The sequence below is a fragment of the Paenibacillus sp. FSL H8-0457 genome, from assembly GCF_038051935.1.
Taxonomy (GTDB): Bacteria; Bacillota; Bacilli; order Paenibacillales; family Paenibacillaceae; genus Paenibacillus_AQ; species Paenibacillus_AQ lautus_A.
In genome coordinates this window covers 2,978,227-2,998,931 of record NZ_CP150293.1, presented here as the reverse complement: position 1 = coordinate 2,998,931, position 20,705 = coordinate 2,978,227, and the positions used below count along the sequence as shown (strand labels likewise).

The following is a 20,705-nucleotide window of genomic DNA, read 5'->3' as shown; positions in this document are numbered from 1 at the left end:
AAAATCTTATTTTACGTTTATATAACCCCTCTTCTTCCAAAAAAGGGACACCCGAAACATAAATAAAAAAACAACTCATACCTCAAGTATGAATTGTTTTTCCGCCATGTCGATCATTCTTTTGTTTAGAAAACATATATGTGTGTCAGACTTTACTCCCGCAATGATACAAACTGAAAGATTAGCATCTCATTGTCGTCCCTCGTTGCAACAAATTCCTGCACGCAAGAGGGCGAAACATAGTTGTGCATCGTCTTTCTCCAGAATGCCTGCGCCCGCTTATTGCGATCGGTGGCATTCGTCTGGACCTCCCAGCTGCCGGCATGCTTACCGAACACTTGCGATGCAGCATTCTCAGCAACATGTTTGCCCCGGAAGGGTTTCATAACAAAAAACTCATTCATGTAAAATTCACTGCCAAAAGTGTATGGCGGGGTTGCTACGAGGGCGAACCCTGCCGGGATACCTTCCACTCGAATCAGATAGGGAAACAAAACCGAGGGCTTCTCCCACCATATATCAAACACTTGATTCTGATCATATAAGGTTCTAGTATCGTTATCCTCAAAGACGCCGTATCGATTCGGCTTCCAGCCCCATATCTCCGATAGATCGTGCAAATATAGCGGATATAGATTGTTAATCATAAATTTGGTGGAAGCATCGGTTAACTCCACGGTAACTTTCATATAGTTTCCTCCATCCTAGACATATTCCAAACTCTTGAAATACTGCATTTTGCTATTTATAAAACCTTCATCAAAGTCGGCAATGCCCTCAAATTCCGAATCACGAAAACATAGACCAAAGAGCCAAAGCTGCCGAATGGCAACAAATACTGGGACAGCAGCAAGATCATTTTCGCTGAGAGATCTGACGCTACAATACCCTCTCAGAAAAGCGTCCCATAATCTTTCCACTTCCTCCGGGTCATGTCTGCTATGTATTTCTCTGGCCAGCCTAAACTCCGCAATATCGTAAGCTCTCCAGCCGTAACCGCATAAATCAAAATCATAATGGGTCAGCTTTCCGTCCTGTGTCCATGCAGCATTCGTATTGCCGTGCAAATCTCCATGGCAAACGCCCCAATCTAAACCTTGAACTTCGAGTTCCGAGATTCGTTTCTTAAGTTCCGTTGCCATGTCACTAAGGTAGTTACAATCGGTTAACCGATGCTCCATATAGGATCTGATGATGGATAAAGGCTGATCTATAAGAAACTCCATATCCAGCCGTTCCCTTGCAAACCGACTTTCAAATTGATCCGCCGCCTTATGCATATAGCCGATGGATTCACCGAACCGGTAACTGTCCGCTGCGGCGTGAATCGGCATCTCTTGCCCTTCCGCATATTGAAATAGAACCCCGTACCGGGTTCCCTCCATGACGTTAAACCCGCTAAGGTACGCGCCGTCTTTTCCCGGAATGGGCTCTGACACGCTGATCCCGTTCGCACTGAGAAACCGCAGCAAATCCAATTCAAACTCGATGTCAGGCCGTCTTCTTCGATCAGCCCTATAGATACGGAAGATATACTTATCAACATCTGTTTCTACTGCGTACGTATCGTTCATCCCCCGCAAGAAATACTGAATTTTCACAACGGAACCGATCTCATAATGGTGTTGGATATGTAACCCTACCGCTTGTTTAGACAGAAGCGAGTAAGTGACAGGAAATAAACTCAATCCAAATCCCTCCTTGTACTCAAGGGTATCATCCTCGACAAACTCTTATATATAAACCGTATGATTATAATTATTTTTTATATAAACCTAGGTAGGTCATAATCACAAAAAGACAATAACTCTCATGACTTCAGACGCATCAGAACTACGCAAAAAAGAAGCAGCCCGATGACTGCCTCTTTTTGTTCAATAACCTGCATATCCGAACGGATGCAGACTTACTGCTTCAAATCGTATAAACCGGGTGCATGCTCGTTGGCCAGCTCCGGCATCTCAGGTAACGGAAAACCCTCCGGCGGTTGAACCACTTGTAATTCCCCGCCGTTTCTGCTAGGTGTTTGACCGCTAAATATTTCGCCGATGCGTGTGTCATCCAGCCTGAAATTGAACTGAGCATTGTGGAAGCCCATATCAACGTATTTCTGACATTCCGGGTATTTATGGATGTCATAATTCGGTACAGGAAATATTTTACCCCATTCCACGCCAAGCGTCTCCAAAGCTTTCGCAAAAGCATTTTGATGTGCATTATCCCGCACGATGAGGAAAGCCAACGTTTCGCGGAAGGCCTTGTTCGTGCTCATCTCATAAATCCGTGTTTTTTGAAGCACTCCCGTAGATTCGAGTACGACATTATCGAGCAAATTACCTACCAGATTGCCGTGATCGTACACGTAGTTTCCCGTCCACGGATTTCCGGCGGCGTCCACAGGCAAAGAACTTTGGGCTCCCATAATAAAATGATGCGGATTGGCATGTTGGATCGCTTCATTCAGCGGGGCCGCATCCGTGCCGGAATTACCCGCTCCTTCTGCTCCAGCACCGGTAAGCAGCTGGTTGATTGTATGTTGAACCAATTCGACATGGCTGATTTCTTCCAAAAAAACGCCGCGGATCAAGTCTCGGTACTGCGTTGCCTTTCCTCGAAAATTGCTGCTCTGAAAGAAAAACTGCATCATCGTCCGCATTTCGCCGAACCGGCCGCCTAACGTTTCTTGCAGGACTTTGGCAGCTGCGGGATCTGGTTTATCCGGAACGATAAGGTTAATCAGATCCTCTTTGTAAAAATACATGTGGATATCCTCCGCTTCTTCTATATTGTCACGCATCCAGTTTGCGTTGGCCTCTCTTGTTCCATGCGCCTGCACCCGATACAATGATTTCCTGCAAACGCCCGAGACTCCCGTTTTGTTTTTTAGAAAAGAATGAAAAAATAATCTCCTGTACATAATGACTCTGTTTGGATAAATATTAAAGGAGCGAATAAGATTGGGAATTTTAAGCGGTAATCCTAAAAATGAGCCCATGCATTATGGGGAAATATTTAGCGTATGGTCAGCTTCGATGCTGGCAAAAGGCATGGTATCCTGCTACGAGGCTTATTTGAATCACGCGGGAGATAAAGACCTTAAAAAAATTCTTCATGATCTGCTGGATCAGGCGAAACTCGAGATTAAAGAATGCGATGAGCTGCTTACCGACAACGGAATCCCGCCTGCACCGGGGCTTCCCGAAAGACCCTCTGTCAAACTTGAGGATATTCCGGCTGGCGCAAGATTCACGGATCCGGAAATCGCGGCCAAAATCGCAGCGGATACCTCACTCGGACTGGTATCATGCAGCCAAATCATGGGACAATCGATCCGGGAGGATATCGGTGCATTATTCGCTAAATATCATCTCGCCAAGACGGCGCAGGGTGTGCGAATCCTTCAGATGAATAAGGAAAAAGGCTGGCTTATTCCGCCACCACTTCAAATCAAGAGACCCGAGTAAAAATAGCGTTTAGACACAAAAGCACTCTGAGCTGATAAAGCTCAGAGTGCTTTCACTGTTTTTTTGCAAATTATCGGATCATTGCTAAGCCTGCTGCTTCTTGACGGGCTGATGATCACGCAGGAGCCAGATGTGGAAGAAATATTCAAAGATTCCCGCTAACGCCACGATGAGTAGAATCACCGGGAATTCCAGTGTCCAGTTCGCCAATTCGCCAATAAGCCAGAGCATGACAAGTACCGGCCCTGCATCCGCAACGATAGCGACCACATGTATAATCTATAACCCAATTTTATCCTTTCAAACTTTTCCTTGAAGCGGTTTGGCCGAAGAAGGGCTTTTGGCCTGCTGCCTGCCAATGAGGAACATACCGAGAACGACCAGGATCCCTCCTCCCCATTGCTCCCATCCTGCGGGTTCTTTTAGTACGATGACAGATAACAATAGAGCCGTGAAAGGCATCAAGCCGGAAAAAGCGGCAGCTGTTGAAACATGGCAGCGCTTGATGCCGGCATACCACATGATGAACGCCACGGCCGTCACGATCGGACCATACCATATCAGTGCCAGCCATTCTCGTAACCCGATGGCGGCCAAAGAATTGACAGGATCCTCGAAACCTGCGGGAATCAAGCATAATAGGAAGGCGATCGCCGAGACGAGCGTCGTTTGGACAACAGGATGCATGGCATGGTTTGGGGAAGCCGTTTGCTTCACCGAACCGATACGTGATAGCAGGTTAAAGCCGGATTCGCTTAGAGCCGCGCAGAGCACCAGCAAGTTCCCGTATATGTGCTGCACCTTGAAAGAAAGGCCGGGCGTGAGCATTCCTTGTAATACGAGGATGCCTCCTACCGTGCTGAGAATGCCTGCCAGCTTGCTGCCGCTAACCGATTCCTTCAGGAGCATGAATGCCAACATCACGGTAAAAGCGGGCGTAGTCCCCGTGAGTATTCCGGCTTCTGCCGTGCTAGTATGAAGAAGGCCATGCAGTAGAAGCATCCGGAACAGAAACATACCCAAGAGCGCCTGAAAAAACAGATACCCCCATTCACCCCATGAAAGCCTGCCAACCGTTCTCCTCAAATCCATCATGCAAAGAGGAAGCATGCATAACAGAGCCAGCAATAAGCTGGCCGCCGTTATGGTAAAAGTTCCTAACTTTCCGTTCAACTGCCACGCCGTGATGACAGAGGTTCCTGCCAGCGTGAAAGCCCCCATTAAATAAAGCATCCCTTTCCATCGTTCCAACATGATCACATCCCCTTGAAATCTCCAATCGATGGCCGCTAATCTATGCTATAATCATAGGAAATTAACTGGTATGATGAAATAGCCAGTTGAACACAAATATAAGCATACCAGTTGGAGGTCCAGCCAACATGTGGGGAATCAAAGTAGATCGGAATAGCGAAGTTTCGCTCAAACGCCAAATTTATTTGGCCATAAGGGATAAGATCGTTCAAGGAAACCTGCCGTCAGGAGAAGCCGTCCCCTCTTCCCGTCAATTGGCCAGGGATCTGAACGTATCTCGTGCCACGGTCAACGAAGCTCTGGACATGCTGAACGTCGAGGGCTATGTGGTCAGCAGGCAAGGAGCGCAGACGCGCGTCGCCCAAGGCATCGTGCTGGATCCTCCGACTGACGCCGCACCACGGTCGCAGAAAAAAGGTCCTCCTGACTTTGCAGCGGATTTTCGCACGGGCCAACCTGAACTGAGGTTATTCCCGCGGTACGCATGGCAGCAGATTTCATCGAAAACCCTTGGCGGCATGAGCTCCGCCCTGCTGGGTTATACGGGTCCCCAGGGCCTGCCGGCGCTGCGCAATGAAATCGCTTTATGGCTATATCGCAGCAAAGGACTCAGCGTGGATGCCCAGGATATATACATAACGGCAGGCGCGACGCATGCGCTCAGCATCCTTGCCGATTTGCTCTTTCGGGACCGTCAGGAGATATGGTTTGAAGATCCTTGCAATATCGAGATGCTGCAGACGTTTATCAATAAAGGGTATCGCATACATCCAGTTCCCGTGGACGAATGCGGCATGCAAACAGATCTGCTGGGCGGCAAATCAAGTGGTCCCGTGTATGTCACCCCCTCCCACCAATTTCCGCTTGGCGGTATCCTGCCGGCCGATCGGCGCGCTGCCCTTATTCGTTACGCCAGAAAGAACGACAGCTATATCATTGAGGACGATTATGACAGCGAGTTCAGATATTACGGGGATTCCGTCTCGCCTTTATATGCCATGGATCCCGATAGGGTGGTCTATGTCGGCACATTCAGCAAGGTTCTATTCCCTGCGCTTCGCATCGGTTACGCGGTGGTTCCCCGTCAGCTTCAACAAAGCTGGGGCCGGTTACGTACCCATACCGATGTGCAGAATCCCCCTTTTGAACAGGCTGCTTTGGCCGAATTTTTACATACCCGGAAATTTGACAGGCATATCGGGAAAATGCGTAAGATCTACGGCGAACGCAGGCAGGTCCTCTTGTCTTCATTACATGAACACTTTGGAGATGAGTGGCGTTCTTGGGGAGATGCAGCCGGTTTGCATCTTGCTGTAGAGTTTCCCGGGGCTGTCTTTGACGAGGCTTTCAGGCAGAGGATCAGGCAAGATCGAATACGCATCACGCCGCTGGATTATCACAGCATTCAAAAAGGTCTCCACACCAACAAGCTGCTGTTTGGTTACGGCCATCTTGAGCCTGGCGAGATCCGTGAAGGAATTATGCTCCTGCATGCTTATTTAGAGGATCACGGATACTTATAAAAAAGGCTGCCATCAGGCAGCCTTGTTCATGATACATTCCTATTCCGCTAATCCACTTCGCATAGGCTCTTTATTTGAAGTCTCCGCCATAGCCAAGGCCTTCGCAGCTGTTTCGGCTTCCTGAAAAGCCTTCTCCAGAATTTGACTTCGATCCAGAATGGCATTCCCTTGTGCCCGGATGATCTGATAATCCATGATCCCCATGAAATTAAACATGGATTTAAGGTACTTATGTGAATATTCCACCTCGGCATACCAGTCATTATTCGTGTAGATGGCGTCACTTGCCTGAATGACCAGCAAACGGCGGCCATCGGTTAGCAAGCCTTCCGAACCGTTCTCCGTGTACCGAAATGTCTCCCGCGCGATGAGGATGTTGTCGATATAATCCTTAAGCTTGGACGGAACGTTGAAATTGTGCAATGGCATGGCTATGACATACTTCCTTGCATCCTTAAACTGCTTCAGGATGACGGACATCCGATCCGTGATCTGCTGCTCCTCTTCGTTAAGCGGCTCCTCTCTTCCCTGTTTGCTCCATGCCTCAAGAACCCTGTAGTCAATCGCAGGTATAGGATCGCGGTATAAATCCACCTGTTCGATTATCCCTGCTGGATTCCATTTCGTGTACGCCCCTACAAAATGCTGAAGCACCTGTAAACTGACAGAGGCGGCTGCTTCCACCTTCGGATGAGCATTAATAATGAGCATTTTTTCCATTCAATTTCTCTCCTTTTTCGTCTATTCCAACATATAGACAAATAAGGCAATGCGATTGTGACATCAGCCGGCCGTACTTTTCATGCATAAAGCAGGGGCTGCAATGGAAATGATATCTAACATTAAGTATGGCGGGGAGCGGATGCAGATATGAACCTCAATGAAAGCCTGGCTGAATATTTCAAAGCGAATGCCGATTATTTCAATGTTGAAATTCGATTGCTGCAATATCGTGTCCAGGTGATCGGGTTGGATTCATTAGTGGATATTCCCCAGAGCATCGCATCGCTTCAAACCCAAACCTCGAATCTAACCGAAATTGCCCTGGCGCCCGCTGATCTGCTTAAAATCGTGGGCGAGCTTGTTGAACCGAAATTGGAAGTGGTTGTACCCGACATCATGAAGGGCCACCTGATCATTCTGGAACCCGCGTCCGGAGCCTGCAGCGCCGTTCTTCCGATATCGAAAACTGTCACCCGATCCGTCACATCTCCCGAAACCGAGAATACACTTTACGGCTCCAGCAGCGCCTTTCTGGAAGATATCAATACGAACATCGGCATTCTTCGAAAACATTGCACCGGATCCTCCTTGCAGGTGGAAACGTACACCGTCGGGAAGAGTCATCCCAAATCCTTATTGTTAATTTATCAGAAAGACAAGATCAAACCACGTTTATTACAATCCATTCAAGCAAAAATCAAAGCGGAAATGGATCAGGATGTTCATCATATCCAGCAGCTCGAAAAGATGCTGGGCGTAAACACGTGGTCGCTCGTAACCAACTTCAACATGACGGAACTTCCGCAGAACGCAGCCCACTCCCTTCAGCAGGGCAAGGCCGTGTTAATGCTTGACCGTTATCCGTTCGCAATCATTATCCCCAGCCTTGTCATGGATATGTTCTGCATGAAGGACGATCATAATTCCCCCCTCCCCTTCATGTACCTGATCCGAATCTTGAGAGTCGTCGGCGTCTTGATCGCGACGATAATTCCCGGACTCTATGTTGCTCTGGTATCCGTCAATCCCGAGGTTCTTCGGCTTCAACTGGCCCTCTCGATAGCTAATAGCCGGCAAGAAGTCCCTTATCCCGCCTTTGTCGAGACGCTGCTGCTCCTTATCGTTCTGGAGCTTATCCTGGAAGCTAGCGTCCGTCTGCCTAAAAGCGTGGGTCCTACCATTACGATGGTAGGCGGTATCATACTTGGCCAAGCTGCCGTATCCGCCAAACTCGTCAGCAACCTGTTGATTATTGTGCTGGCGGGTACAACCATTGCTTCTTCTACGGTGGTGGGATTCCAAAACTCCGTATCCGTGCGAGTGTTCAAGTATATGCTGATCATACTGTCCGCCATCTACGGCATGCTGGGATTGCTTGCTGGAATCGTTGTCATCTGTGCGTATATGGGTCATCAGAAAAGTATGGGGATTCCCTACCTGTCTTTACCTACATTGAATCAGAAGGATGAGCGAAATGGATAAGAACGGTTATCAAGCAACCATCCTGTACGTGGTTTGTCATATGGGGCTTATTTTTTTTCTCTATCCCTCCGATATGTTCTCCGGCATGGACATGGGGCACTGGATCGGAATCTCGATCAGCTATGCGCTGCATGCGGCTGCCCTTTATATGTACATTAAAGGTCTGAAATGGGCCGCACAGAGGAACGTCGTGGATATGTTCCGCAGCACCGGCAAATATCTCGCGTGGATTTTATTGCTTCCTGCTTTCTTTTATTTCGGTATCGCTATCATCGTAACACTAAGGGCCTATTCAGAGATGTTAACCTTGGTCTTTTTATCGAGCACGCCGCTGTGGGCGGTCCAGCTGCTATTGATTGCCATTGGTTTACTCATGGCGTGGCAAGGAATGCCCAGCATGGCGCGAACCAGCGTCCTGTTGGTTGTTTTGTTCATGTTCCCCATTTTGTTTGTTCTCTGCCTAGGCTTTCAAAATGTGGATTGGTACTACTTGCTGCCGCTCATTGACCGCGAGCAATCCTTGCATTTCATCGCCAAGCCCGATTTTCTGGTCAGTTTATTCGTTTACGCAGGCGGCTCCTTTTTCCTGGGATTGCTGCCGCCTTCCATACATATCAGTCTCAAGAAAATGATGCTGGGCTGCCTTCTGCTGCTGCCCATGTTCTTCTTATCGGTCTATTTGCCGCTTCTGACCTTTGGTCAATCCACCGCCGAGTTATACCAATTTCCTATGCTGATGACCATAGACACCGTGAATATCACCTGGCTGTTGTTTGATCGGATCACGATTTTCTTCTTGTTAAGTCTGATGGCATTTGCGCTGCTGTACTTGGGAGTTACCTTATGGGTTCTTGCGACGCTAGCCCAGAAGGCCGTCCCGAACGTCCCCAGCGTCTATCTGTTGATTGCTTTGACCGCTGGTCTGTTTGCCATATCCTTGGCCATCCCCAACTGGAATTCCCTCAAGAATCTACAGGTGTGGATTATTCCTTTGCGAATGTATATTTTCCTGGTGCTTCCGCTGATCACGTTCCTTATCGGATGGCGGCAGAAGCACAAAGCAAACCGTGCAACGGAGGTAACCTGAAATGGACAACCCGGTCAACATCGGCCATCCTTTGAAGTGCTTTCTCATGCTGGCTGCCCTGGTCCCCTTGCTTGCAGGCTGCTGGGATAACAAAGACATTAACCATCGCTCGCTTCCGGTGATCATGGGCATTTCGTTAACCGAGGAGAATCAATACAAGGTGTTTCTGGACATTCCGGTCACAAATGAAACCAGTACCGTCAATATCGTTTCGGATACGGGCAACACCATCAATGAAATCATCGATCATATGAGCATGAACATGGAGACTCAAGTGGATCTGCTTCATTTGAAAATCGTCATCGTGGATAAGAACTTTGCAAGCAAGGGCATGGAAGATATTATTTCCGCGTTTAATCGGTCCAGGGACATTTCATCCAAAACGCTTCTAGCAATTTGCGATGAAGAGCTGGATCAATTCTTTTCAAAGATGCAGGAGAAATCGGAGCACAGCGGCAGCATCGTATATGATTTTTTTGAAAAAAACGCCGGATGGAACCCCCAGTTGGCAGACACGCGCATATGGCAAATGTTTCGAAGCATTCATTCCTATACGCACGACGTGATCGTCCCGATCATCCGTTCAGGCAGATCCACCAGTATCGAATGCGTAGGCTCAGCCATCATCAAGAATGGCAGGATGACAGGTCGAATCGGGCCTGACGAAACCCTTGTTGCCAATGCCTTTTACGGAAAAAGCGCATTCGGGAAGGTCGAGGTTATGAATAGCGCCACCGTTCAAATCATTAGCAACAGGCTGACTCATCGCAGCTGGATGAAGGATGGAAGACCTTACCTTCGAAGCCATCTCAGGCTGAAAGTCACCATCCTGGATTCCAGGGGACACCCGACGGAAGAGCAGATCAACGGGAAGCTGGAAGAACTGCTCACCACCAGGCTGAATCAGATGTTTAAGCAAACGCAAAAAGAACAAGCGGATATACTGGCCCTGGGACAACATTTCAGAAACCACCTGACCCGCGAACAACTGCAGGATTGGAGAACGACGTATTATCCCGATCTGGATTTCAAGCTGAGCGTTACGACCGTCATTGAGAATCGCGGCAATCTTAAAAACCTGTAGGTCCCGGAAAAATGGATCAAAAACAGATGGAACTCAAAACAAAAAGAGCCGCGCCTGCGGCCCTTTTTTTGTTTTGGATGAGCTGGTTGCTGTAAGATTTTTGATGTGATCCTTGCCTCCACGGTTATGCTACATGTATCCTTCTTCATCGGTTTATGTTGAATGGACCAGGATCTCGCGTAGAGCGTCCAGCAAACCTTGATTTTCTTCCGCGGTTCCTACCGAAATCCGAATATGACGCGGAAGCCCCCACCCTTTGGCTGACCGTACGATGATCCCCCGTTCCAGCAGCTGATGGTATATGTTGTCTGCATGTTCGCCAAGCTCTGCCAGAATGAAATTGCTCATGCTCTCGACATAAGGAATCGATAATCGGCTCAGGCCCTCATAGATTTGGTGCCTCCCTTGTTCATTCATCCGGCGGGATGCATCGACATGTTCTTCATCCCCGAGCGCAGCCGCTGCCGCTGCCTGTGCCAATGCATTCACGTTAAAGGGCTCCTTAACCTGCAGCAGCGTGCGGATGATCCCTTCGGAAGCAGCGCCGTACCCGACCCGAATGCCCGCAAGCCCGTAAATTTTAGAGAAGGTGTTGAGGGTGATGACCGGATATCCCGACTTGATGAAGCCGATGCCGTCCGAATAATCGGAGGCCGTGGCATAATGGCGGTATGCGGTATCAATGACAACCAGCACACGATCCGGAAGGCTGTCGAGCAGCTTTCTCATTTCGGTCTCTGGCATGTAGGTGCCTGTAGGATTATTCGGCGTGCACAGATAAACGATTTTGGTACGTTCCGTAATGACGGCCAGCATATCTTCAGCAGAGAAAGCATATGGCTCGCGCAGCGGCACCTTAATGACCGTGCCCGACATGAGAAATGCGCCAAATTCGTATTCGCTAAATGTCGGATCGGGCACCACAATCTCGTCGCCAGGCTCCAGATACGCCCGTGAAATCAGCATGATCAGCTCATCTCCGCCGTTCGTCACGATGAATTGATTCGCTGCCAATCCCAGGTGTCGGCCAAGCGCTTGCGCAAGAACGGCCGAGCGTTCATCGGGATAACGGTGCAGGTCAGGCAGCTGATTCTGAATGGCTTGCAATGCTTTTGGCGAAGGACCGAGCGAATTTTCATTGGAAGCCAGCTTAATGACGCGATCCAGTCCGTATTCTTGCTGCACTTCCCAGATGGGTTTACCCGCCGTGTAAGGCTTCAGACGTCCTAGCGCCGGCCGCGGCGTTATTTGAAGCTCCGACCTTTCCCCTGCTCTAGTCAATGTTTTCTCCCCCTAACATGATTTATGGCGCCACTATTTATGGGCCTCTTCTATATCTCGCTGTAATCGATCTCCAGAAACTGCTCGACTTCCTTCTCCCAGCGATTCTCGACAAAATCAACATGCTGAGGATGCACATTGTAGGCTTCATAATCGGCTTCGCTCGCAAACTTCATGGAGAAGCCGAAATCGTATGTATTTTTGGGACTGATTTGCTTGAATACCCTAAACTCCTGGACCGTTGGAATCGTGCTGAGGGCAGCTCGTCCGTCCTCCAGGAAACGATGCTCCTCCTCCGAGCCTTTCTCGTGCTTAAGCGAAAAAATAACGGAATGAATCAAGCGGTTTGATGACATATTAGTCCAACTCCTTCTCTTTTTCTGGGCAAGAATTACATCATATTATAACGGCAAAGGCCAAAAAAATCGCTATTAAAAAGGCACCCTTTTCCAAAAAAATTGGAACAGGGTGCCTAGCACAAGGTTCATCGGCAGCACTATTTTGCCTTTTGATTGTGATTCGCCAGCAAATCAAGCAAATAGGCTTTCAAGTCAACCATACGTAAATGCGGAGGCTTCTCGTTTGTTCCGACAATGATCAGCGGAACAAGCGATTCCATGTGGCGAATCGATCCGTGGCCCCCGCCCCCTTCATGGGTCGGAGAGCTTCGGTCCGCCAATTCGTATCCCGGTTTAGCCGTGACCACCAAGAATTGCCCTTTATGGGAGTTCAGCGCCCCTGACAATCTCGCCAGCACATCCGGATATTGCCCGTAGTCCAAAGTGCGAGTCTTGGCGTTCAATTGAAGGTCCAGCACTTCGGCATCCAACTTCACGGTCCAAGCTTGTTTATAACGGTCGATCAGGCTGCCCTTCTCTTTATATTGGAGCTCCTTATACGTGGATCCCTGCATGGCGTGAATCCATTCGTCTTCTTTCCATGCAACAAAATCAATGCGGTCATCCTTGCTTATGATTTCGGCCAAGCTTCGCAACGTACGATCCGGCTTGAACTTATATACGTAAGCCATCGTTTCATTCACCGCCAGCGCAATCTCGGTTTCATCCTTGAGATCCTCACCCGGCTTTAATATGCGGATGCCTTTCAGCATAGCAGGCAAATCAATCTCCGAACGCTGCTCACGTGGAAGAAGCTGCGTCATGCCGCTATCCCCGGCGATGACGAATATAGCCTCTTCGAACGCTTTTTCCGGCGATCCGAACGACTGCAGTAAGGATTGAAGCTGCTGATCCACCTTTTTGACGCCTTCGAGCTCCGACGGCCCCTTTTTATGAAGCTTCTGGTCCAAGTCAGGCAAATATACATACAAAAAATCCGGCAGCTTATCAGCTTGGATCAGATGGTTTACGGCCCCTATCGCGAACTTATTGTTCATCCCCATCCGTTCGGTGAGATCGTCAGGCAATTTCTCGTTACCGTCGAAGGGATTGGACAGAGCTCCCAAGGTTAAAAAATCCGGGCCTTTAACTTTTATTTTTTTCTGCAGCGACGTCGGCCCCTGTATCCAATCCGGGATCGTCAGCGTATGCTCGGTCGTTCCGCGATATACCAAGCCGTTGATCGACCCCGATTTCAAGCCCCTGCGGGCTAAATCTTCGTAGATCGTACGCGAATCCGCATGTAAATGCTCCCCGTTCAGATGGATTAACGCATCGTTCAGGACCGGATTGATCCCCTGCCTTAAGATTTCCATCGGTCCGGTGCCATAATTGATCAATTTTTTATCGTCGGTCGAATACCATAACAGACCCGGAACGCCATGTACGTTCGGATAGGCTCCCGTTAACATCGTGCTGTCGATCGTAACGGACATCGTAGGAAAAGAGCTGACCAGATCCTTGTAGTATTGCCCATGTTCAATCAAGGTTTGAAAGGTGGGCAGCTGCTTTTGGGATATGCCCTTATCGATGGCCTGAGCCATTAGGGAGTCGATCATCAAGAATATGACTTTCTTATGCGTCGCTCCTTGTTCGGATTTTACCCGCAGCAAATCCTGCTCGGCAGGTTGTCGGTGCTGGCATCCCATTACCGTGATCAATACAAGAGACAGCATGCCGAATAAGATTTTTTGTATCCGCATTTCCATTCACCACCTTCGTACATTTTGTCACAGAGATGGGAATGTCATGCAAGGAATATTTTGCATATTCACAGCATGTTCAAACTTAAAAAAGAGAGGTCGCTTATCGCCCTCTCTCCCATGGTCTGTATCAATCATCCGCTGCCGTCCCCTGCGTTTTCGTCAGTTTGAAGAACGAACCCGCACCCAGCACGGAGGTGACGAACAGGATGGCACCCATCGGCACGGCGGTGGATTCGTTAATCCCGACCAGCGGTGACACTCCGAATAATGAAGGAAAGCGATTTGACCCTAGCGAAAAAACAGCGGCAAGTCCGGAATCCTCCGGCTTGCCGCTGCATTTATTTTAGAACGTCCGGTAGAACAGCCTTGCACTTTCCTTCTCCGGAATCGGCAAGCGCTGCGAGACGGGCAGCATCTGCGGAAAAGCCTTATGCGGCTCGCGCTGATACCAGTATGCGACCGACGAGTAGTCGTTCGATTGGCTATTTCCGTGCCCGTGCTCGATGCTGAAGCGGATCGACTTTCTAAAGATGATGGGATCGACGATATGAAACCGGTATTGTGTCATTTTCCCGGAATAATCGTTAAACGAGATGGTATGGCTCTCTTTCCACGCATCGCCGTTTTCCCGGATCGGGGCGTACAGTGACAAGCCGTGGTAGGGCGCATCATATTTCCCAGCCGGATATCCCCAGGCGGCGCAGAAATAATCTTCCGTCCCCGTCCCGTGCAGGCGGGGTGGCCATGGTTCGCCATCGATGAAGAACATGTCGTCCCCTTCGCCCGGCCAACTAAAACCCGGCATCGGATTCAAGTGGTCAATGCTCAGGTTGCAGCCCACATAATGGCCTTCGCCCACTGCATCGAGCAGGACGTAATTATCGTCGCCGGTCAGATTTTTTAGCTCATACACCTTCTGGTCGGCATAATTGGCCTTATCCTGCTTGTCCTGCTCCACTTTCAGCAAAGAGAGGTCCACAAGCCCCTTGGTCGGATTCTCCCTGCGCCAGGAAGCGTGGAAGTAAAAGCTGTCATCCGGTACCGCTTTTTCCACATAGTCCACGTAATAGTACAAAACGATTTCGTCTTCACACTCATTGACGATTTCGATGCGGGCCCCTTGGCGGAACGGCATTTCGAAAAAACAGTTCATGGCGGCCTTGTCTTCGATCAAGCCCTGGGTCGTAATCATGTTAAGCGGCATGGAGACATAATGGCTGGCAACGCCATGCCCGACGCCGAAAAAGTCGCCGACCGGTGAGTCCACGCTGGGTTCCCGTTCGTCATCCCAAAACATGCGGATCAACACTTTGCGGAACGCGTATTTGTTCCTGGCCGCGATGGTCATCCAGATATGCTGGATCACGCCCGACCCGGCAATTTTCGCAATATCCGCGGTTTGGCCCGCTTCGATCGCGATAAAGTCACGGTTGCCTCCGGTTTGATCCCAGCTGGATTGCCGACGGGACGTTCCTTCTTTACGCAAATATAACTGGTTCATGCTAACTCAGCTCCTCCCTCGCATTCGAAATCAAGCTTTAATGCCCGTTAATGTAATGCCTTCGATAAAATAACGCTGCCCGATGAAAAATACGATAATGGCCGGAAGCAGCACCACGGTGGCCGCTGCCATCATCAAATGCCATTCGGCCGAATACATGCCTTTGAACTGCTGCAAACCAAGGGCAAGCGTATATTTGGTTTCGTCGTTCAAATAAACGAGCGGTCCGAGAAAATCGTTCCACGCGGCCAAAAAGGAAAACAAACCGACAACGATCAGCGCGGGTTTGGTCAGCGGAAGGATGATCGACCGGAAGATTCTTAAGTGTCCGGCGCCGTCCACGTAAGCCGCCTCATCCAGATCCCGGGGGATGCTGAGATAAAACTGCCGCAGCAGGAAGATGTTGAACGCGCCTCCCCCAAACCAGGCCGGCGCAATGAGCGGGATAAAGGAATTGGTTAAGCCCACTTTGCTCCAGCCGATAAACGTCGGGATCAGCGTAACCGCGTACGGCAGCATCATGCTGGACAGCAGCAAGCCGAACACCATGTTCCTGCCTCTCCATTTCATTCGGGCGAAGCTGTAGGCACTGATCGAACTGGTCACGATGACGCCCAGCACCGAAAAGACAACGATGATCGCAGTATTCATGAAATATTGGCCGAAAGGGAGAATGGTCAGCGCTTCACTGTAATTGGATAATTGGACGGGCGAAGGAATCCACACGGGCGGCAGCTCGAAAATTTGCCCCATATTCATCAAGGAACTGCGGATGAGCCAAACCAGCGGCAGCAGGCTAAAGATTCCCCCGGCCGCAAGCACCAGGTAAATCAGTCCTTTTTCAAACCAAGCCTTGGCTTTCATCGCGCGCCATCCCCCTCATAGTAAACCCATTTATTCGATGTTCTGAACACCACGTACGTCAACACCATAATGATCGCGAACAGCACCCAGGCAATCGCGCTGGCGCTCCCCATTCGCGAGAACTGAAAGGCTTCCCTGTACAAATAAAATACATAAAACAAGCTGGCGTTATTAGGGCCGCCGTTCGTCATGACATAAGCCTGCGAGAACACCTGAAAACCGTTGATGATGCCCATGATCAGGTTGAAGAAGATTGTCGGCGTCATCATCGGAATCGTAATATGCCGCAGTTTATTGAGCCGCGATCCGCCGTCCATCTCAATCGCTTCGTACAGCGAACGGGGAATATCCTGCAAGCCCGCCAGAAAAATAATCATCGTTCCGCCCGTCGTCCACAGATTCATTAAAGCCAGGGAAGGAACGACCGATTTCTCTCCGAAAATCCACTGGCTTCCAGGAAGGCCCAGGGAGCGGAGCAGCTCGTTGGCAAGGCCGAGATCGGGATTGAGCAGCCACAGCCAAATAAATGAAATGGCGATGATCGGCACGATCGATGGCAGATAAAAAACCGTTCGGAAGATCGACTTCCCTTTGACATTCTGATTCAGGAGAATCGCCAGCAAAAAGGAATAGACGATGCCGGTCGGTACGCTAAGGATGACGAAATAAAAAGTAACGGACAGCGACTTGTAAAAATATTGGTCTTCGCCGCCGAATATTCGCTTATAGTTATCGAGCCCGATGAAGCTCGGCGTATTCGACCCGGTGTAATTGGTGAAGCTCATGTACAGGCTGTACATCATCGGGCCGAGCGTAAAGATCAGCAAGCCCAGAATAGCCGGCAAAGCAAACAGCCAACCGTAAAGCTCTCTTAGTGTGCGGCGTTTTTTTCGCATACGGTTCCCGGTATGGGAAGAGATGGCCTCCATAAGCAAGTTTCCCTTCGTCGAAACGCTGCCGAAGACGGTTCCGCTTCAAGCGGTGTCGCGGCGCCGCCTTCGGACAAACGCTCGTTATTTCAAATAGGTACCCTGTATTAGCGGCTTCACTTTCGTTTCTACTTCTTTCATAGCCTGTTCGGCCGTTTTCTCGCCGAGCCACACCTGGTCCAAAGCCGCGGCTACCGCAGCGTCGATTTCAACAAAGTTTTTGACGTTGTTTTCCGGTGACGGCTCTGCATGTTCATAGGTTGAGCGCATCACGGCATCCTGGAAGCCGGCCGGTCTTCCGGGCAACTCCTCATTAGCCCACTCATCGATCAATTCCGGATCCTCGTACCATTTATTGAGCTGCGGCATCCACAAACCTTGGTGCAAATCGAGCACGTTCTGCGGATCGGTGAGGAATTTGGAGAACTCCCATGTTTCCTTCGGGTGCTTCGAACTTTTGAAAATAATCAATGACCCGCCGAGGAAAAACGTTTTGTAATCCTTGATGACCGGAAGTACGCCGACGCCCCAGTTGATGTTGGTTTTGCTCAAATCAAGGTGATTCCAGCTGCCGTCGATGATCATCGCCACTTTTTTGGACTGCAAGGCGGTAGCCGGAGCGGGAATGCTGCTAGCCTGGACCGGCGACGGCGAGACATGGTGCACATTAATCAGATCGGCTATTCTTTGCAATGCCTCGGTCGCTTCCGGTTTGGACAGCCCGAATTCCTTGCCGTCCGCCGACAGATAATCCCCGCCGTTTGAGAGGACCATCGGCATATAGGACGACCAGCCGAGGTTGAGTTTAACGCCGTATTGCTTGATGTTCTTCGGATCGAATCCCGGATCGTCCGGATGTTTGCCGTTACGGTCCAGCGTCAGCTTCTTGGCCGCGTCCACGAATTGCTCCCAGGTCCACGCTTCCTCCGCCTTCGTAGGCGGCAGCGCCACTCCCCCTTCTTGGAACATGTCCGCATTGTACATTAAGGAGGGGACAACGGAAGCCTGATACGGACCCGCGCTTTTGTCCTGCTCCCAGTTCCACCAGGCATACTCCAGATAATCCTCTTTCTTGATGCTCGGATCGTCTTTCATCAAATCGAAGAAGTTATAGATCAGTCCTTCTTCGCCCATGTTCAATTTCCAGGCGGCCGAATAACTGATGTCCGGCGCTTCGTTGCCAGCGATCATGGCATTCAGCTTCTGCAGAAAATCCGTGCCCGGAATGTGCACCGGGTCTATGGTGATGTTCGGATTCTTCTCCTCGAAAGCTTTAATCGCCGATTCCACCGCTTTCTTTTCCTCCGGGCTGCCCCAGAACGTGAATTTCAGCGTTACTTTTTCTCCATTGTCGGTTCCAACGTTTTCGCCGCCGTTTTGACCCGCGTTCGTTTGCGAGCCCCCGCCTCCCGTTCCGCAAGCGGTTACAAACAGCGCCATGATCGTTAGGAAAATAAATGCAACCTTCCATTTCCCCGTTCTTTTTGTCATGTAATGCTCCCCCCCGTTTTTAAATGTAAGCGCTGCAGCCGCTTGTTTTCATTGTAAAATCGCCGCGCGTGAAAGCCTATGGGACGATTTTTCGTTTCCTGTACGATTTTTCGCTCAATCCGCTTTCCTTACGGCTTTATGGTGGGGGATCACCAGTTTGACTCGCGTACCGAGCTCCGGAACAGATTCAATACCGATACCGTAACGGTCGCCGTAAAGCAGCTTGATCCGCTTGTCGACGTTATGGATACCGATGTGGGAGGCGTTTTCCCCCAGCGCCTCCTTTAGGCGTTCCGGCTCGAACCCACAACCGTTGTCTTCCACACAAAACTCGATATCGTCCCCCAAACTGCGCCCGTAGATCGTAATCAGTCCGCCGCTTTCCATATCCCTGAAGCCATGGATGATCGCATTCTCTACCAGGGGTTGAAGAAAAAGCTTGGGTACCCGGGCTTTCATCAGTTCCGGCTCGATGTCGAAATCAACCCGGAAACGATGCTCAAACCGGTTGGACATGATGACGATGTAATCCTGCAGCCAACCCATGTCCTCGGAGAGTGGCATCGAATCTTTGCGGTTGTCCGTCGTATAATGCAGCATGCGAGACAAGCTGACCAACATTCGGCTGACCTGCTCCTTCTCGCCGTAAACAGCCATCCAGTTGATGATATTCAGCGTATTGTAAAGAAAATGGGGATTAAGCTGGATGCCCAGCGCCAGAATTTCCGTTTCGCGTTCCCTGAGTTTGGCCACATAATTTTCTTCGATCAGCTGCCTCACCTTCTCGTTCATGCTGTTGAACTTCATCAGCACATGCCCCAGCTCGTCCTTCCCTTCCACCTTGATTTTGGCGTTGAAGTCGCCGCCTCCGACACGTTTGATAGCGAGCAGCAATTTTCTGACCGGCGAGGTAATCCGCATGGAAATCAGGTAGGCGAAAAATAGGGAAAGCAGCAGCAGCGAGGCGCCCAGGGTAAGGATAAAAAAGGTGATCGTTTGTCCGATATCTTTGGTCAACGCGCCAGGGGGAATCAACACAACCGACGTCCAGCCCGTGATCGCGGATGTCGTGTAACAGGCGATCGTCCGTTTTCCGTCCACCATAACGAAGGATGCTCCGCTACCGCGGTTTTGCACTTCGGCCAGCCAGGGGAAAGACGGTTTCCGGCCGACGAATTCCGCATTCGCATGGGAAATGATCGTGCCGTCTGCGCCGGCCACCAAAAATACCGAACCTTCGATCGGGATGCTGTTCCGGAAAAGATCGGCATAGAGGCCGTCCCGGAAGTTCATGACAAGAACGGGTTTTTCCGAACCTGCTCTAGCCCGCACGATCGCGTCATTGCGGACGCAGGAATGATTCATTTGCCGAACGGCGGAAAATAAATAACGGTATTCGATATCGGCACCGGCCAAATCCGGCAATTGATGCATCAGGCTATAATCATAAGTCGGCACCCAAGCCAAACGCCCCTTCTGTTCGGAGGCCTGACGGTACAGTTCGGAGTCGTAAAAATGATCCGGCGGATACGTATTGCGCGCTTTGCTTCCGTAAACGAATGCCCGGGTCACGAGCTCCACCGAATACAGATCCCGGGATTGCGAGAAGTAACGGTTTAAAATTTCCGTAACCTGTTTATTTGTCGCCAACAGTTTGCTTTGAGCAGGGGCGGCACCGTCGAAAATTTGAAATAGGTCGCATTCAACCATCAGGGAAAGACTGTTGTCCTGAATGATTTTCAACCGTTCGTCGATGATTTGGTTGTTTTTTTGCACGATTTCCGTCACGTTATCCCGTGCCAGCTTAAGCATCATATTTTTACTGGCATAGAAGGATCCCGTCCCTAAGGTGACAAGGGGCAGCGTGATCAAGATGATATAAGATAAAATCAGCTTGTTTTTCAGTCTCATGGCGTCA

General features: G+C 49.9%; 19 protein-coding genes and 1 pseudogene. 5 read left to right on the top strand and 15 right to left on the bottom strand.

Features of this window, described 5'->3' with window-relative positions; translation table 11 throughout:
• Positions 1-152: 152 nt before the first annotated feature.
• The 3 genes from MHI43_RS13450 to MHI43_RS13440 form a co-directional block, all read right to left on the bottom strand.
• On the bottom strand, positions 153-689 hold the full coding sequence (locus tag MHI43_RS13450) for a GNAT family N-acetyltransferase (RefSeq protein ID WP_036663475.1): 537 nt from the start codon (positions 687-689) through the stop codon (positions 153-155).
• 15 nt (positions 690-704) lie between these two features.
• A complete protein-coding gene (locus tag MHI43_RS13445; RefSeq protein WP_036663477.1) occupies positions 705-1,688 on the bottom strand; it encodes a phosphotransferase in 984 nt (327 codons plus the stop codon).
• Between the two features lie 218 nt (positions 1,689-1,906).
• Entirely contained in the window at positions 1,907-2,761 is an 855-nt protein-coding gene (locus tag MHI43_RS13440) for a manganese catalase family protein (protein ID WP_036663478.1), read from the bottom strand.
• Positions 2,762-2,957: 196 nt separating this feature from the next.
• Between MHI43_RS13440 and MHI43_RS13435 the strand changes: the two genes are divergently transcribed.
• The gene (locus tag MHI43_RS13435) at positions 2,958-3,464 is read left to right on the top strand and encodes a DUF3231 family protein (protein ID WP_015734872.1); all 507 of its coding nucleotides are present in this window, start codon (positions 2,958-2,960) and stop codon (positions 3,462-3,464) included.
• Positions 3,465-3,548: 84 nt separating this feature from the next.
• Here the strand turns inward: MHI43_RS13435 and MHI43_RS13430 are convergent, their stop codons facing one another.
• On the bottom strand, positions 3,549-3,734 hold the full coding sequence (locus MHI43_RS13430) for a DUF2512 family protein (protein WP_049788689.1): 186 nt from the start codon (positions 3,732-3,734) through the stop codon (positions 3,549-3,551).
• A 30-nt stretch (positions 3,735-3,764) separates the two neighbouring features.
• A complete protein-coding gene (locus MHI43_RS13425; RefSeq protein ID WP_235201811.1) occupies positions 3,765-4,718 on the bottom strand; it encodes a DMT family transporter in 954 nt (317 codons plus the stop codon).
• 128 nt (positions 4,719-4,846) lie between these two features.
• On the opposite strand from MHI43_RS13425, the gene MHI43_RS13420 reads away from it, so the two are divergent.
• Complete coding sequence (locus tag MHI43_RS13420; protein WP_036663480.1) at positions 4,847-6,241, top strand: PLP-dependent aminotransferase family protein; 1,395 nt, start codon at positions 4,847-4,849, stop codon at positions 6,239-6,241.
• Positions 6,242-6,280: 39 nt separating this feature from the next.
• Here MHI43_RS13420 and MHI43_RS13415 read toward each other — a convergent pair whose 3' ends face one another.
• A complete protein-coding gene (locus tag MHI43_RS13415) occupies positions 6,281-6,961 on the bottom strand; it encodes an NAD(P)H-dependent oxidoreductase (protein WP_036663482.1) in 681 nt (226 codons plus the stop codon).
• Positions 6,962-7,111: 150 nt separating this feature from the next.
• Between MHI43_RS13415 and MHI43_RS13410 the strand changes: the two genes are divergently transcribed.
• Genes MHI43_RS13410 through MHI43_RS13400 form a run of 3 tightly spaced genes read left to right on the top strand, consistent with a single transcriptional unit; the run spans position 7,112 to position 10,617 of the window.
• The gene (locus tag MHI43_RS13410; RefSeq protein WP_036663483.1) at positions 7,112-8,446 is read left to right on the top strand and encodes a spore germination protein; all 1,335 of its coding nucleotides are present in this window, start codon (positions 7,112-7,114) and stop codon (positions 8,444-8,446) included.
• Positions 8,439-9,533: a GerAB/ArcD/ProY family transporter gene (locus MHI43_RS13405; protein WP_036663485.1), complete on the top strand. Its 1,095-nt coding sequence runs from the start codon at positions 8,439-8,441 to the stop codon at positions 9,531-9,533. Before MHI43_RS13410 ends, MHI43_RS13405 begins: the two co-directional genes overlap by 8 nt.
• A 1-nt stretch (position 9,534) precedes the next feature.
• Complete coding sequence (locus tag MHI43_RS13400) at positions 9,535-10,617, top strand: Ger(x)C family spore germination protein (RefSeq protein ID WP_036663487.1); 1,083 nt, start codon at positions 9,535-9,537, stop codon at positions 10,615-10,617.
• A gap of 153 nt (positions 10,618-10,770) precedes the next feature.
• On the opposite strand, the gene hisC is transcribed toward MHI43_RS13400, so the two are convergent.
• The 9 genes and pseudogenes from hisC to MHI43_RS13355 all read right to left on the bottom strand — a co-directional run bounded on the left by hisC (position 10,771) and on the right by MHI43_RS13355 (position 20,698).
• The gene (gene hisC, locus MHI43_RS13395) at positions 10,771-11,898 is read right to left on the bottom strand and encodes a histidinol-phosphate transaminase (RefSeq protein ID WP_051425369.1); all 1,128 of its coding nucleotides are present in this window, start codon (positions 11,896-11,898) and stop codon (positions 10,771-10,773) included.
• Between the two features lie 50 nt (positions 11,899-11,948).
• Positions 11,949-12,254 (bottom strand): Dabb family protein, encoded by a 306-nt coding sequence (locus MHI43_RS13390; protein WP_036663489.1) that lies wholly within the window; start codon positions 12,252-12,254, stop codon positions 11,949-11,951.
• Between the two features lie 140 nt (positions 12,255-12,394).
• Positions 12,395-13,999 carry an alkaline phosphatase family protein gene (locus MHI43_RS13385; protein ID WP_036663491.1) on the bottom strand — a complete coding sequence of 535 codons (1,605 nt, stop codon included), beginning with the start codon at positions 13,997-13,999 and terminating at the stop codon, positions 12,395-12,397.
• A gap of 130 nt (positions 14,000-14,129) precedes the next feature.
• A pseudogene (locus tag MHI43_RS13380) lies at positions 14,130-14,261 on the bottom strand (MFS transporter); the annotation flags it as partial.
• An 84-nt stretch (positions 14,262-14,345) separates the two neighbouring features.
• A complete protein-coding gene (locus tag MHI43_RS13375; protein ID WP_015734863.1) occupies positions 14,346-15,503 on the bottom strand; it encodes a glycoside hydrolase family 172 protein in 1,158 nt (385 codons plus the stop codon).
• 30 nt (positions 15,504-15,533) lie between these two features.
• Positions 15,534-16,367, bottom strand: a complete 834-nt coding sequence (locus MHI43_RS13370) for a carbohydrate ABC transporter permease (protein ID WP_036663493.1) — start codon at positions 16,365-16,367, stop codon at positions 15,534-15,536.
• Entirely contained in the window at positions 16,364-17,296 is a 933-nt protein-coding gene (locus MHI43_RS13365) for a sugar ABC transporter permease (RefSeq protein WP_036663496.1), read from the bottom strand. The genes MHI43_RS13370 and MHI43_RS13365 overlap by 4 nt, the downstream gene beginning before the upstream one ends.
• 84 nt (positions 17,297-17,380) lie before the next feature.
• Complete coding sequence (locus MHI43_RS13360; protein ID WP_036663497.1) at positions 17,381-18,787, bottom strand: sugar ABC transporter substrate-binding protein; 1,407 nt, start codon at positions 18,785-18,787, stop codon at positions 17,381-17,383.
• Positions 18,788-18,901: 114 nt separating this feature from the next.
• On the bottom strand, positions 18,902-20,698 hold the full coding sequence (locus MHI43_RS13355; protein ID WP_036663498.1) for a sensor histidine kinase: 1,797 nt from the start codon (positions 20,696-20,698) through the stop codon (positions 18,902-18,904).
• Positions 20,699-20,705: the final 7 nt, after the last annotated feature.